Raw genomic sequence first — 13,576 nt, 5'->3', positions numbered from 1 at the left:
AGGTGCTTAACCCTCATTACAGATCGTATGAGTACCATGCAGGTAAGGATTACTTTTTGAACGGAAAGTATATTCGCGACACGATTCACCTTTGGCATTGGTAAAACGACGCTCGTATTTGTATGCAAAATCACTAAAATTCATATCTTGCTTGATCTCATTTTCCTTACGAGCTTTATCACGCGCTTCCATTTTATTAAAAAAGTCGCTGAGTTTGCTGGCATGTGCGCTGGATAGGATGAATATACAGACAAATGAAAGCACAAGAAGAAATATTTTTTTCATAAATACACAAAATACAAACAAAGAGGCTTGTATTAAATCACAAATACGGTCATGATGTCACGCTTTTATATCTCTAATCGTGCTGCAGTTTAACCGACAGAGATTGCCTACGTCCTATGTTTGACCACTAGACCCCACTGCGGCACTAATCATTACGCTTACCACTGGATACCTCGGTCAAGCCGAGGTACGTAGGGGGTTGGTTGCATACGTAGGCAGGCGGTTGTGTACGTAGAATGTTGATTGCGTATGTAAGGGGTTGATTGCTTACTTAAGTGGTTGGTTGCATACGCATGGGGAGATGAGTTGCCTACGCAAAGAATTGGTTGCCTACGTAGAATTAATTGCCTACGTCCTGTTGCTTGACCACAGGACCCACCACGATTCCAATCATTTACGCTTACCACTGGATAACTCGTCAAGCCGAGGTACGTAGGGGGTTGGTTGCATACGTAGGCCGGCGGTTGTGTACGTAGAGTGTTGATTGCGTATGTAGGGGGGTGATTGCTTACATAAGAGATTGGTTGGTACGCATGGGAGATCAGTTTCCTACGCAAAGGATTGGTTGTCTACATAGAACTAATTGCCTACGTCCTGTGGCTTGGCCACAGGACCCACCACGATTCTAATCATTCGCTCTGTACTACTGGATACCTCGGTCAAGCGTATGATCAAAGGAGACCGGTCGCTTATGTGGGGTTAGAAAACACAAAGACATAAACGTTAGACTGCGATCGGCGCTTTGATAGCCGGGTGCGACTCGTAATTTTCAAATTCAAAATCCTCGTACCGATATTCATATAATGAACTTGGACAACGATTTATTTTTAATTCTGGTAGAGGCAGAGGCGTTCTTTGCAGCTGTGTTTTGGCTTGCTCAAGGTGATTAAGATACAAATGACAATCACCCCCGGTCCAAACAAAATCCCCCACAGAAAGATCACATTGTTGAGCAATCATATGCGTGAGAAGTGCGTAGGAGGCGATGTTAAAAGGAACCCCTAAAAACACATCCGCGGAACGCTGATAAAGCTGGCAAGATAAACGATTATCTGCCACATAAAACTGAAACAACGCATGACAAGGCGATAGCGCCATTTTATCCAGCTCACCGACATTCCAAGCGCTCACCACTAGTCGACGAGAGTGAGGATTGGTTTTAATTTGATTCACCACGTCACTGAGCTGATCAACATGACGACCATCTGCTGTAGGCCAACTGCGCCATTGTTTGCCATAAATAGGCCCAAGTTCGCCTTGCTCGTTAGCCCATTCATCCCAAATCCGAACACCATGTTCGTTTAGATAGGCAATATTGGTATCACCTTTTAAAAACCAGAGCAACTCATGAATAATACTTCGGGTATGTAGTTTTTTGGTCGTAACCAAGGGAAAACCATTGGCAAGATTAAACCGCATTTGATATCCAAAAACTGAAAGAGTGCCCACACCTGTACGATCCGTTTTTTCGCTGCCATGAGTTAATATATGTTCAAGAAGGTTTAGGTACGTTTTCATTTCGCTTCATCCACAAAAATACAAGCCCTATAACTAACATAGGGATAGAAAGTAATTGCCCCATAGTTAACCAGTTAAATGCTAAATAACCTAACTGAGGATCAGGCGCTCGGAAAAATTCAACGATAAGCCTTGCGATTGCATACCCTACAAAAAACACTGCGGAAACACAACCTAAAGGACGTGGTTTTGAAGCATACCACCAGACCAATATAAATAACGCAACGCCTTCTAGTCCAAATTCATATAGTTGCGACGGATGACGAGGTTGTTGATCAACATGAGGAAACACAATTCCCCACGGCATATCAGTGGGTCTCCCCCATAATTCGCCGTTGATAAAATTTCCTAAGCGACCCGCAGCCAAACCGATGGGTACTAAAGGCACCACAAAATCAGTAATCTCTAAAAAACGTTTATTAAATTTATAGGTCAGCAACCACAACACGAGGATAACGCCTAAAAGCCCCCCATGAAACGACATGCCCCCCTGCCATACTTTGAAAAGGGACAACGGCTGATGAATGAGCTCTGGCAAATTGTAAAACACCATATAACCAAGACGCCCACCAATAATAACGCCCAACGCACTATAAAAAATTAAATCGCCAATTTGCTCAGAGGTCCAATTTAAATGGTAACGCTTTACTCGCCAATGAGCTAAAAGCCAAGCAGCGATAAATCCCACCAAATACATCAAGCCATACCAATGCACACGCACGGGACCTAGAGAAAAAGCAACGGGATCAATGTGTGGAAACACGAGTATTCGCATGCGACAAAATCCTTAAATGAGCAGATCCACCCCAGCTAACAGTAAAATCGCAACCAAGCCATATTTTAATTGCTGCACCGGTAACGCATAAGTCAGATGTGCGCCAATAGGCGCGAATAAAATACTTGGAATTGCCACCCAAATGACGGCCGGCCAATAAACATACCCCGTGCAGAAAGGAGGTAAACCTGACTCATTGCTGCCAGTTATAATAAATACAATGGTACCAATCATAGAAACCGCTAGGGTACATAATGCGGAAATAGCGGGGATCTTACGAGTATTAATCCCACAAAAATTCAAATAGGGAATAACCAAGGTACCACCCCCAACCCCTAATAACCCCGATAACAACCCTATCAAAGAGCTCACCACGCCTGTGATTTTATTACTAGGCATTTGTTGTGGGCGCTCTACATGTACGTCCGCTAACATCTTAAGCCCGATAACCAATAAAAAAACCCCGAAAATAATTTTTAACACATTCGTCGATAATTGATCAGCCAAGAGTGCCCCGACAATCGTTCCAAAAATAATGCCTGGCCAAAGTCGATGATAAATCCCCCAAAGAATTTCACCTTGACGATGATGAGCTCGAATGGAAGACATGGCGGTAAAAATCATAATAGCTAATGAGCTACCTGCCGCCACATGCATTTCCACGCCTGGGGGAATCACATGCGCATGATGAAATATATAAAGCAGCGCCGGCACAACAATCATGCCGCCGCCAATCCCTAAAATTCCAGACATAAATCCGGTAAATGCTCCAGTCAAGGCGTAAGCTGTACCATGCTCCACTAAACTCGTTAAAATCATGATTTTCCCGCCCTTATTAATCCCCCAAGACCCGCTTCTTCAATCGCTTTTTGCAAATACAATCGGATCTCTTCTGCATGCTCAAACTCTAAAACATCGGCTAATATTTTTCGGGCGTTTGCGATGGAAAAACTGCGAATCACCCATTTGATTCGCGGCAAACTGAACGAGTTCATACTTAACGTATCAAAACCCATTGCCATGAGTAAGATTACCGCTAACGGATCACTGGCCATCTCACCACAAATGCTGACTTCAACGCCTGCAGCATGCCCACCTTCCACAACCTTCATTAAGGTTCGTATCATGGCTGGGTGAAATGAATTGTAAAGCCCTGCCACTCTAGCATTATTTCGGTCTACTGCCAAAAGATACTGCGTTAAGTCATTGCTTCCAACAGATAAAAAATCCACCCGCTTGGCAAACTCGCGCGCTTGATACACCGCAGCAGGAACTTCAATCATAACGCCAATCTGGGGTTTTTCAATCACGCATCCCTCTTCAAGTAATTCCATAAAAGCCTGATCCACCAAAAAAATGGCTTCATCTAATTCACCAAGCGTTGTAACCATCGGCAACATAATGCGAAGATTATTTAATCCTTCATTCGCGCGCATCATGGCTCTAACTTGCAATAAAAACACATCGGGATGATCCAGCGTGATTCGAATCCCACGCCAACCTAAATAAGGGTTATCTTCTTCTACGGGGAAATAGGTCAACTTTTTATCCCCACCGATATCTAGCGTTCGCATGGTTACTTTGCGAGGCGCAAAGGCTTTAAGAATTTGGCGATAAATTACATATTGTTCGTCTTCAGAAGGAAAGCGGTCTCGACTCATAAAAGGAACTTCAGAGCGATAAAGTCCAACCCCTTCTGCACCAACACTCATAGAAAACCCAGCATCCATTGCAAGTCCGGTATTCACTTGCAAAGAGATACGATAATTATCGGTGGTTTCAGCAGGCTTTTCACGAAGATTAACCAAGCTTTGATTGAGCTCGTCTTCTTCTTCTGCTAAGACTTTATATTCTGCAACTAAACGTTTAGAAGGCGAGATATATACTTGGCCATAATAGCCATCCACCACCACAGCACGGCGGGACAACTGCTCAATGTTTAATCCCCGAACGCCCATCACCGTAGGCACTCCCATACCACGTGCTAAAATAGCTACATGGGAATTATTGGAGCCTTTGGCAGAAACAATGCCCATTAACTGGCCTTCTGGCACTTCCGCTAAGGCGGAAGCGGTAATTTCATCTCCTACCAAAATCGTGCGCTTAGGGTATTCAATTTCTTCAACTTGGGAAGATTGTAATTCGGCTAGGATCCGGCGCCCTAAATCACGGAAATCACTCGCTCGCTCACGAAGATATTCGTCTTTCATGCTCTCAAAGTGCATTTCATGTTTCTTGACGACCGAAGACAAAGAGGCCTGCGCACTTAAGCGTTCTTCTCGGATGACCTCTTCAACTTCTTTCCCTATATTTTCCTTATCCAACATCCTAAGATAAACATCAAAAAGAGCATGCTCGCTTTCAGACACTCTAGACTTCATACGCCGACTAAGACGCTCCATATCGCCACGGGCAGCTTCTAGCGCATCATAAAAAATGGCGACTTCTGTTTCCACATCATCAACAATCCGTTTTGGAACCGCATCAATATCAGCAGGAGGATACACCGTAACCACCGTACCAATACCTACACCGGGAACACACCCAATTCCTGATAAAGATAATTGATGAACTTCGGGTCTTGCTAATCCGACTGGTTGAGGGTAGGTAAGCTGGCTAAGCTCGCCCGTTGCTTCAGCATGGGATAGAGTTCCTCCCAATTGTGCGGCGAGCGTAATCATAAACGCTTCTTCAGCATCATCAAAAAACCGCGCTTCTGCTCTTTGAGCTACTAACACACCGTATAATTTACGATGCTGAATAATCGGAACACCCAAAAAGGAATTTAACTCTTCTTCACCCAGTAACGCGTTATGATAAAAATCTGCATGCAGAAATGCCTGATCGATGTTAATAGGCTCTTCGCGACGCCCAACAAGACCAATTAGACCTTTATCTAGAGGTACACGAACGCGTGACTCGGCTTTTTGCTGAAGTCCGTCAGTGGCAATCAATACATATTCACTGCTTTTATTATCAATGAGAAAGACCGATACCGCTTCAGCAACGACGGCTTTTCGAAGCTCTTCTACCAAAATGTGTAACGCATCACTTAAAGAAGGAGCCGTAGTAACACTCTGGACTATGCGGTTTAGTACTTTCAACATCTAATGACTATGATTACCTCGCTTTTTGCGCTTCCCGTAAGGAGTTTTACGCTTTTTTAGAAATGGCTCAAGTTCTTTCAGGGCCTGAGCATAGACTTGTTTTTTAAAAAAAATCACATGATCTTGCGGCTCGTAATAATCAATCCATCGCCAGCTATCAAATTCAGGAGAATCACTTAGATCCAGTCGCAATTTTTGTTCACTGGCCACAAGCTTTAACAAAAACCATTTTTGTTTTTGACCAATCACTAAAGGTTTACTACCATGGCGAATATATTGCTTCGGTAAGCGATACTTTAACCAGCGTTTTGTAAACCCAAGCACTTCAATATCTTCACGATCGAGACCTATTTCTTCTCGAAGTTCACGATACATGGCTTCGGTTGCAGATTCACCGCTGACAAGGCCGCCTTGAGGAAACTGCCAAGCATCATGACCATGGCGACGACCCCAAAAAACACGACCCGAATCATTCACCAGAATGATTCCAACATTTAACCGGTATCCGGCTCTATCAATTACCATTCAATACTGCTTAGACTAACCATTAATACCCTGATTTTTCCACAAAATACGAGACTTTGGCAAATAAATCACACGGTTTTTGGTAAGAACGATTACAATGATATAAAGATAAGTATATAAAAGGTCTGATGAGGATCAGGTTGGAATGAAGAAGAACATACTAATCATCAACACAGGCGGCACCATTAGCAGCATCAAAACAAAACACGGTTATGAACCTGCACCGGGTTATGTTGAGAAAGCATTGCAAGATATTCCCGCTCTCCGACACAAAGATATGCCTAAGTTTTTTATCAAAGAATATAATCCCTTACTGGATTCCTCAAACATGACTTTGAGTGAATGGAATCGAATAGCCAGTGACATTAATGAAGCCTATCAACAATATGATGGCTTTGTAGTATTTCATGGAACAGACACCATGGCTTATACTGCATCCGCTTTATCATTCATGCTCGAACACCTCGATAAACCCGTTATTCTGACAGGCTCTCAAATTCCTTTGTCGGAAGTGCGAAATGATGCCATTGATAACATCATTACCTCATTATGGCTTTGTGCTCATGAACCCATCAAAGAAGTATGTATTTTTTTTAATCAAAAACTATTGCGCGGAAATCGTGCCCAGAAAGTCAGTGCGCAACGATTTGATGCCTTTGATTCACCCAACTTTCCCTTTTTAGCTACGCCAGGCATCACCATTAATTTAAAAGAACGCTTATTACTTAAGCCGAAATCCAAGCCCTTTCGTTTTCAAACCATTCTCCCGCATTTTATTGCAAATGTTCGTTTATTTCCTGGATTTGCAACCGAAGTGTTATCTTATATCCTAGAACAACCCATACGAGGTTTGGTTTTAGAAACCTATGGTGCTGGAAACGCGCAAAATAATGATCCCCGTTTTTTAAATCTATTAGAAGACGCCTGCCGACGCGGCATCATCATTGTCAATTGCAGCCAATGCCAGCATGGGCATGTTAAAATGAGTCAATACGCGACAGGTTATACGTTAAAACAAGCGGGATTAATTAGCGGCCATGATATGACACCCGAAGCCGCTCACTGTAAGCTAATGTATTTGCTGAGCAAATATTCGGATATTTCCCACATAAAATCCTTGCTAGAAACGGATTTGCGTGGTGAATTAACCGGGAGAGGCTGGAGCCGGGGCTGCTTGTGAATCTCTCCGCACCCTGAGTTCGGCATCATACAACGCTGGATTTTCAAGAGCCGCCATGGCAGCGTTCATAAAAACAGCCAGCCTTCCTAAGGAAGGGTTAAGTGTTGGACCTAAATGAAGCGAACGAAAAAGGGTTACACCAAAGGGTAAGCTGACCTTAGCTCCTTCCTCACACAGAGTTCTATTGTCAGCAAGAATATTGTCAATCGCAGATTTTACGCATTCTCTGATCGATAATTCATCTATAGATAGGTCCCTTCGTTCTATCATGACTTTGCATAGCAATAACCTTCTCCTTAGGATAAGGTCTTTTTTGCTGGAAATTAGCGCAGCACTGGAAACTTTTGGGTTATCCAGCATGTCTGCAACTTTCCCTTTTTTTAAATCATCTACCAATTTAGTAGCTAAATATTTGGCGGCAAAAAAGCAAAAAATTCCATAAGGATCATTTTTGCACTCCAAATCGGTGAGCTGGTGTTCCTGCAATTTATCCCGCACTGAATTTAATAATCTCATAAGGCTCTCTAAAGCAGGTCCCGTCATACCTTCATTAACAAATCCTTTTTCATCACTCACTTTTTTAGCCATTTCTTTCCCTTCTGCAATCAGATGAAGCAACGCTTCTAAATTGTCTTCATCTGTTTCTTTGGGTTTAAACGATCGGATATTTTGAATTAACTCATCAAGAATATCGCGTTTTGCATCGGAAACTTCTGCATCGCGGCCTAGCCAAAAGGTTGAAAAAACACGATTGGGTAAACTTTGATCGGAGCCTATCGATTGATTTCTTAATTCTTTTAGCTCGGCTAAAATGATTTTTTTGGCTAATATTAGAAAAATCGTCATCTTAAAACTCCTTGGTCGCAATTTTTTACAAAGGGTATACAATATATTTTGATTCAAACAGTATCATTATTTTAATCACTTCGTAATCATCCAGGAAATAAAATTATCATGTTATTAGATATTGTGATTCTTGCAGCAGGGCTTGGGAAACGAATGCACTCAAAAAAGCCGAAGGTACTGCACAAGCTCGCTGGGAAAACAATGTTAGAGCGCGTAGTAGACACCGCAACACGGCTTAATCCCAATGCGATTCATGTGGTTGTTGGCCATCATAGCGAGATGATTCAAGATGAATTATCCCATCTCAAGGTCAATTGGGTAAAGCAAGATATGCAGCTTGGAACAGGCCATGCGGTATTGCAGACATTGCCTCATTTATCAGAAAATAGCCATGTCTTAATCCTCTCAGCAGATGTTCCTTTAATCCAACTTGAGACGTTACACGGCCTTATTGCCAGCACTATCGGTTCTACGGTAACAGATTTAGGATTACTTGTTGCGTGTGTGGATGACCCTTATGGATTTGGTCGTGTGGTGCGCGATGGGGCAGAGCGCATCCATGCCATCGTTGAAGAAAAAGATGCTTCTGCCAATCAGAAGAAAATTGATGAAATCTATAGTGGAATTTGTCTCGCTCACAGAGAAGCATTAAACCGATGGCTTCCTAAGCTTAGCAATCAAAATGCTCAGGAAGAATATTATCTTACCGAAATCATTGCCATGGCTTCTAATGAAGGGGTAGAGATTGCCTCCATGGAAGCGAGTGATCCCTTAGAGATTTTAGGGGTCAATGATCGTAAGCAACTTCAGATGCTGGAGCGCGCTTTCCAAAAACGCTTGGCCGAACAATTATTGATACAGGGAGTTCATGTCGTGGATGCAGCGCGCATTGACATACGAGGGATTTTAGAATGCGGTCTTGATGTTTGCATCGATGTAAATTCTGTATTTGAAGGCTCAGTATCTATCGGCGAAGGAAGTGTTATCGGCCCCAATTGTGTACTTAAAAACGTTAAAATTGGTGAACATTGCCAAGTTTTAGCAAATTCAGTATTAGAAAATTGTCAAATTGGGGATCATTGCCAAATTGGACCTTTTGCCCGCATAAGACCAGGCACGATTTTAGCCTCAAACTGTAAGATCGGTAATTTTGTCGAAGTCAAAAACGCCGTTTTTGATGAAGGCAGCAAAGCCAACCATTTAAGTTATTTAGGGGATGTCACGATTGGTAAACACGTTAACATTGGTGCAGGAACAATTACATGTAACTATGATGGAGCCAATAAATACCAAACTGTAATTGAAGACGGCGCGTTTATCGGCTCTGATACCCAGCTCGTTGCTCCTGTAACGGTAGGAAAAGATGCTACCATCGGCGCGGGCAGCACCATACGGAAAGACGCCCCTCCCGGCGAATTAACCTTGACCGAGAATCGACAAAAAACCATTTCAGGCTGGAAACGACCGGTTAAGGAATCCTAACATTCCCTGAGCTGCGATGAACTGGCTGATCTTAGGTTCAAATTCACGAATGTAGACCGCTAGAGTAATGTTCTATGAGACCACAGCATTCATTGAAAATCCAAACTCCTAGCATGGATGCTGTGCTTAAAGCACAGCACGTAGGAATAGCGCATGGTGGTTAACTCGCCTACGTGGTGCGGCTTTGACCGCACCACCCACTCTGGGAGTTAGCGGTTTACTCAGATCATGGGTCAATTTTTATTAGTTCAGGAATTTTTGAGTCTTTACGACCCCTGAGTCTTATACTTATATTCGCATAAATCATTAATCAAACACTCTGGGCACTTAGGCTTTCTAGCGATGCAAACATAACGACCGTGCAACACGAGCCAATGATGCACATTGTGTAAAAATCGCTTTTCGGTATTATTGAGTAATTTTTTCTCGACTTCTAGTGGTGTTTTCCCTTTGGCAAGGCCAGTCCGATTGGCCACGCGAAACACATGGGTATCCACCGGAATGGTGGGTTTATCAAATGCGGTATTGAGAACCACATTAGCCGTTTTTCGCCCCACACCGGGTAAGGCTTCCAAGGCTTCTCTTTCTTCTGGTACTTCACCATCGTAGCGCTCAAGCAATAGCTCAGAAGTACTGAGGATGTGTTTCGCTTTGCTGTTATAAAGCCCGATGGTTTTAATGTATTCTTTTAGTCTCTCTTCACCGAGTTCTAAAATTGCTTTCGGTGTATTGGCTACGAAAAATAATTTTTCCGTAGCTTTATTTACACTGATATCCGTTGCTTGAGCCGATAAAATAACGGCTATTAATAATTCAAACGGGGTACTAAAGTTTAATTCCGTTGTAGGGTGAGGATTTTTCTCTTGAAAGCGCTCGAAAATTGCCGTTCGTTTTTCTTTATTCATTTCTCTTCGCCTGAACGCGGGCCAAAGCTTGTAAAATATAATGGTTCTTAGCCTGCTTATCTTGCTCTTCTCCTGCTTTAAGTGCTGCAAGCTTTCTTTTTTCGCGATAAAGCTGTTGTTTTTCGTGCTGCTCGCGTAATAATCGCACCTCTCGCGCCTGAAAACGCTCTCGTGAAATCGTTTTATCAAACTGTGGGGCGGGTAAAGATACCATATCAATACAATCCACAGGACAGGGCTCAACGCATAACCCACAACCCGTACACTCATGCTCCAAAACGGTATGCATTTGTTTCGCGCCGCCGATAATTGCGTCCACAGGACACGCCTGAATGCATTTGGTGCACCCAATGCATTCGGGCTCTCGAATCACGGCGAGAGAAGGGAGACGAGTATTTTTAGAAACACGTTCTACATAGGGGGTTGAATCTACCTCTAATAAACGACCAAGGGCTTTTAGGGTTTCCACGCCACCCGGCGGGCAACGATCGATTGTTACACTCCCATTTGCCAATGCTTCGGCATAAGGACGACACCCTTTAAAATCGCACTCCCCACATTGGGTTTGTGGAAGAAGTGCATCAATCTCGCTAACCGTTGGCATCTAACGACCCTCGGCCAAGAGCGCATCAATTTTTTCGCGCTCTACGCGTACCATTAATGGTTTAAACAAATTAATGCGATGATTCAGCAATGGAGTATCAAGCGCTTGAAAGGTTAAGGATTCACAATCTAGAAAATCTTCGGAAGCAGCTGCCATCTGCGGCACAACAGGTTTTAAATACGTAATCAACATGCGATATAAATTCAAACCCATAGTGCATATAGCTTGCACTTCGGCAAGTTTTTCAGAATCTTTTGCAAGAACCCAAGGTTTTTCGGTGTCGATGTATTGATTAACCCGATCAGCGGCTTCCATGATTAAGCGGATGGCCTGGGCATAATCTCTTGAGACGTAGGATTCAATAATTTGCTCGCGCTTCGCTAATAATGCTTCATACAACTTTGGTTCGCTGAGTTCTTTAGCCAATTGGTTGTCAAAGCGCTTATTGATGAATCCCGCGCACCGGCTGGCAATATTCACGACTTTACCCACCAAGTCTGCGTTCACTCGATTAATAAAATCTTCAAAATTTAAGTCTAAATCATCTACGCGGCTATTGAGTTTCGCGGCAAAATAATAACGCAAGTATTCTGGATTAAGGTATTCAAGATACTGACGAGCCTCAATAAACGTGCCACGCGATTTCGACATTTTCTGACCATTCACGGTTAAAAACCCGTGGGTATAGATGGCTGTGGGTAGACGATGGCCGCTTCCTGCAAGCATCGCAGGCCAGAATAAAGCATGGAAATAAACAATGTCTTTACCAACAAAATGATAAAGCTCCGCCTCACTGCCTTCTCCCCAAAATGCATCAAATGAAAGGCCTTGCTCATCGCAGTATTTTTTAAAGCTCGCCATATAGCCGATGGGGGCATCAAGCCACACGTAAAAATATTTATCTAATGTTCCTGGAATAAGAAAGCCAAAATAGGGTGCATCACGTGAGATATCCCATTGTTTTAAGCCGGATTCAAACCATTCATCCAACTTATTCACCACTTCAGGCTGCAAATGACCGCTCTTTGTCCACTTTCTTAATAGCGTCTCATAACGAGGCAAATCAAAGAAATAGTGTTCGGACTCTTTTTCAATCGGCTTCGCGCCCGATATAGCGGAAACTGGATCAAGTAAGTCCGTTGGCAGATACGTAGCGCCACACGCTTCACAATTATCCCCGTATTGATCCGGCGCTTTGCATTTGGGACAAGTTCCTTTTACGAAACGATCGGGTAAAAACATTTCTTTGACTGGATCATACGCTTGGCGAATGGTTTTTTTAACAATATCGCCGCGAGCATTCAACCGTTCGTATATTAACTCTGAGAGTTTGCAGTTTTCTTCGGAATGCGTAGTATGATAGCTGTCATAAGCTATACCAAACGCCATAAAATCGCGTTCATGGCTTTGTTTAATTTCAGCGGTGAGCACTTCGGGGGTCATGCCCGCTTGTTCTGCTTTTAGCATAATCGGTGTGCCATGAGCGTCATCGCCACAAACACTAATGCATTGATGACCGAGCATTTTATGCGTGCGCACCCAGATATCGGTTTGAATATGCTCCACTAAATGGCCTAAATGCAAATGGCCATTGGCATACGGAAGAGCACTGGTAACCAGCATTGTACGAACCTTTGTCATAACCCCATATCCATTGCTAAAAATGGCGAATTATAACGCAAAATCACTGAAATTGCTGCTCTTCAAACAAAAAACGCGGCAAACGCCGCGTTTTAAACTTACAAAAATTAGGACGATGCTGAAGGAGAAGCAACATGTGTAGTTTCAGGCTTAACTTCTGGCGATTTTTTATGTGAATCCAAAGGCGATGCGTGTTGTCCTTCTTCAGCGTCTAGTGTTTCATCATTAGCAGACTTCTTTCTACCTCCTAAATTACTTAAGGATGGTGAAACGGTCGAATCTTCGCTATCGCTGAATTCTTCATCGGGTTGCTCATCGCTACCCTTTTTAAAGAAGGTATCGAACAATTTTTTAGCGCCAAACGCCAAACCAAACACAGAAGCCACAGTGAGTGCTACGGCTGACGCCACCAATGCGGTTGCAGCCATAACCGCACCGCTGCCGAATGCAGCCATAGCAGGGCTAGAAGCCAAAGCAAACACAGCTAAGGATAGAATCATCGGCGGATAAACCAAGCATAAAGCAACTGCAGTTGCCGCTACTACAACCGTTGTAATCGACTTCCAATTATTTAGAAAAGGTTTCGCTACAAAGCGATCAAAGCCCTCTGGTAGATCTTTTGTAAAAAAAGATTTCATTTTTTCCCACATAATTCCCTCCGGGTTAAATTAAAAAACTCGGCGAAAATATATCATTATGATTACAAAA

General features: G+C 43.1%; 13 protein-coding genes. 2 read left to right on the top strand and 11 right to left on the bottom strand.

The genetic code is table 11. From position 1 onward, the window contains the following. Positions 1-6: 6 nt before the first annotated feature. The 6 genes from E1O41_RS09010 to E1O41_RS08985 all read right to left on the bottom strand — a co-directional run bounded on the left by E1O41_RS09010 (position 7) and on the right by E1O41_RS08985 (position 6,210). Positions 7-285 (bottom strand): hypothetical protein, encoded by a 279-nt coding sequence (locus E1O41_RS09010; protein ID WP_131776986.1) that lies wholly within the window; start codon positions 283-285, stop codon positions 7-9. 723 nt (positions 286-1,008) lie between these two features. Then, complete coding sequence (thyA, locus tag E1O41_RS09005; protein ID WP_131776985.1) at positions 1,009-1,803, bottom strand: thymidylate synthase; 795 nt, start codon at positions 1,801-1,803, stop codon at positions 1,009-1,011. After that, positions 1,778-2,572, bottom strand: a complete 795-nt coding sequence (gene lgt, locus E1O41_RS09000) for a prolipoprotein diacylglyceryl transferase (protein ID WP_131777018.1) — start codon at positions 2,570-2,572, stop codon at positions 1,778-1,780. The genes thyA and lgt overlap by 26 nt, the downstream gene beginning before the upstream one ends. Before the next feature lie 18 nt (positions 2,573-2,590). After that, entirely contained in the window at positions 2,591-3,397 is an 807-nt protein-coding gene (locus tag E1O41_RS08995) for a sulfite exporter TauE/SafE family protein (RefSeq protein ID WP_131776984.1), read from the bottom strand. After that, positions 3,394-5,685 (bottom strand): phosphoenolpyruvate--protein phosphotransferase, encoded by a 2,292-nt coding sequence (gene ptsP, locus E1O41_RS08990; RefSeq protein WP_131776983.1) that lies wholly within the window; start codon positions 5,683-5,685, stop codon positions 3,394-3,396. Before ptsP ends, E1O41_RS08995 begins: the two co-directional genes overlap by 4 nt. After that, the gene (locus tag E1O41_RS08985) at positions 5,686-6,210 is read right to left on the bottom strand and encodes an RNA pyrophosphohydrolase (protein ID WP_131776982.1); all 525 of its coding nucleotides are present in this window, start codon (positions 6,208-6,210) and stop codon (positions 5,686-5,688) included. Between the two features lie 145 nt (positions 6,211-6,355). On the opposite strand from E1O41_RS08985, the gene ansA reads away from it, so the two are divergent. After that, positions 6,356-7,390 carry an asparaginase gene (gene ansA, locus E1O41_RS08980; protein ID WP_131776981.1) on the top strand — a complete coding sequence of 345 codons (1,035 nt, stop codon included), beginning with the start codon at positions 6,356-6,358 and terminating at the stop codon, positions 7,388-7,390. Here ansA and E1O41_RS08975 read toward each other — a convergent pair. Further along, entirely contained in the window at positions 7,355-8,236 is an 882-nt protein-coding gene (locus E1O41_RS08975; RefSeq protein ID WP_131776980.1) for a hypothetical protein, read from the bottom strand. The genes ansA and E1O41_RS08975 overlap by 36 nt on opposite strands. 108 nt (positions 8,237-8,344) lie before the next feature. Between E1O41_RS08975 and glmU the strand changes: the two genes are divergently transcribed. Beyond that, complete coding sequence (gene glmU / locus E1O41_RS08970; RefSeq protein ID WP_131776979.1) at positions 8,345-9,718, top strand: bifunctional UDP-N-acetylglucosamine diphosphorylase/glucosamine-1-phosphate N-acetyltransferase GlmU; 1,374 nt, start codon at positions 8,345-8,347, stop codon at positions 9,716-9,718. 266 nt (positions 9,719-9,984) lie between these two features. On the opposite strand, the gene nth is transcribed toward glmU, so the two are convergent. The 4 genes from nth to E1O41_RS08950 all read right to left on the bottom strand — a co-directional run bounded on the left by nth (position 9,985) and on the right by E1O41_RS08950 (position 13,518). Further along, positions 9,985-10,623, bottom strand: coding sequence for an endonuclease III (gene nth, locus E1O41_RS08965; RefSeq protein WP_131776978.1), 639 nt, complete (start codon positions 10,621-10,623; stop codon positions 9,985-9,987). Continuing rightward, positions 10,616-11,227 (bottom strand): RnfABCDGE type electron transport complex subunit B, encoded by a 612-nt coding sequence (locus E1O41_RS08960; protein ID WP_131776977.1) that lies wholly within the window; start codon positions 11,225-11,227, stop codon positions 10,616-10,618. The genes nth and E1O41_RS08960 overlap by 8 nt, the downstream gene beginning before the upstream one ends. Beyond that, the gene (metG, locus tag E1O41_RS08955; protein ID WP_131776976.1) at positions 11,228-12,868 is read right to left on the bottom strand and encodes a methionine--tRNA ligase; all 1,641 of its coding nucleotides are present in this window, start codon (positions 12,866-12,868) and stop codon (positions 11,228-11,230) included. It abuts the gene before it with no gap. 107 nt (positions 12,869-12,975) lie between these two features. Continuing rightward, entirely contained in the window at positions 12,976-13,518 is a 543-nt protein-coding gene (locus E1O41_RS08950; RefSeq protein ID WP_165481159.1) for a hypothetical protein, read from the bottom strand. Between the last annotated feature and the right edge of the window lie 58 nt (positions 13,519-13,576).

Origin of the sequence: Legionella impletisoli (assembly GCF_900639875.1) — a bacterium.
GTDB lineage: Bacteria > Pseudomonadota > Gammaproteobacteria > Legionellales > Legionellaceae > Legionella_A > Legionella_A impletisoli.
This window is presented reverse-complemented; position numbering and strand designations above follow the sequence as displayed.

Bases quoted from the DNA above. Each gene is read 5' to 3' on its own strand.
- E1O41_RS09010 (WP_131776986.1), bottom strand. From the start codon at position 285: ATGAAAAAAATATTTCTTCTTGTGCTTTCATTTGTCTGTATATTCATC.
- thyA (WP_131776985.1), bottom strand. From the start codon at position 1,803: ATGAAAACGTACCTAAACCTTCTTGAACATATATTAACTCATGGCAGC.
- E1O41_RS08995 (WP_131776984.1), bottom strand. From the start codon at position 3,397: ATGATTTTAACGAGTTTAGTGGAGCATGGTACAGCTTACGCCTTGACT.
- ptsP (WP_131776983.1), bottom strand. From the start codon at position 5,685: ATGTTGAAAGTACTAAACCGCATAGTCCAGAGTGTTACTACGGCTCCT.
- E1O41_RS08985 (WP_131776982.1), bottom strand. From the start codon at position 6,210: ATGGTAATTGATAGAGCCGGATACCGGTTAAATGTTGGAATCATTCTG.
- ansA (WP_131776981.1), top strand. From the start codon at position 6,356: ATGAAGAAGAACATACTAATCATCAACACAGGCGGCACCATTAGCAGC.
- E1O41_RS08975 (WP_131776980.1), bottom strand. From the start codon at position 8,236: ATGACGATTTTTCTAATATTAGCCAAAAAAATCATTTTAGCCGAGCTA.
- glmU (WP_131776979.1), top strand. From the start codon at position 8,345: ATGTTATTAGATATTGTGATTCTTGCAGCAGGGCTTGGGAAACGAATG.
- nth (WP_131776978.1), bottom strand. From the start codon at position 10,623: ATGAATAAAGAAAAACGAACGGCAATTTTCGAGCGCTTTCAAGAGAAA.
- E1O41_RS08960 (WP_131776977.1), bottom strand. From the start codon at position 11,227: ATGCCAACGGTTAGCGAGATTGATGCACTTCTTCCACAAACCCAATGT.
- metG (WP_131776976.1), bottom strand. From the start codon at position 12,868: ATGACAAAGGTTCGTACAATGCTGGTTACCAGTGCTCTTCCGTATGCC.
- E1O41_RS08950 (WP_165481159.1), bottom strand. From the start codon at position 13,518: ATGTGGGAAAAAATGAAATCTTTTTTTACAAAAGATCTACCAGAGGGC.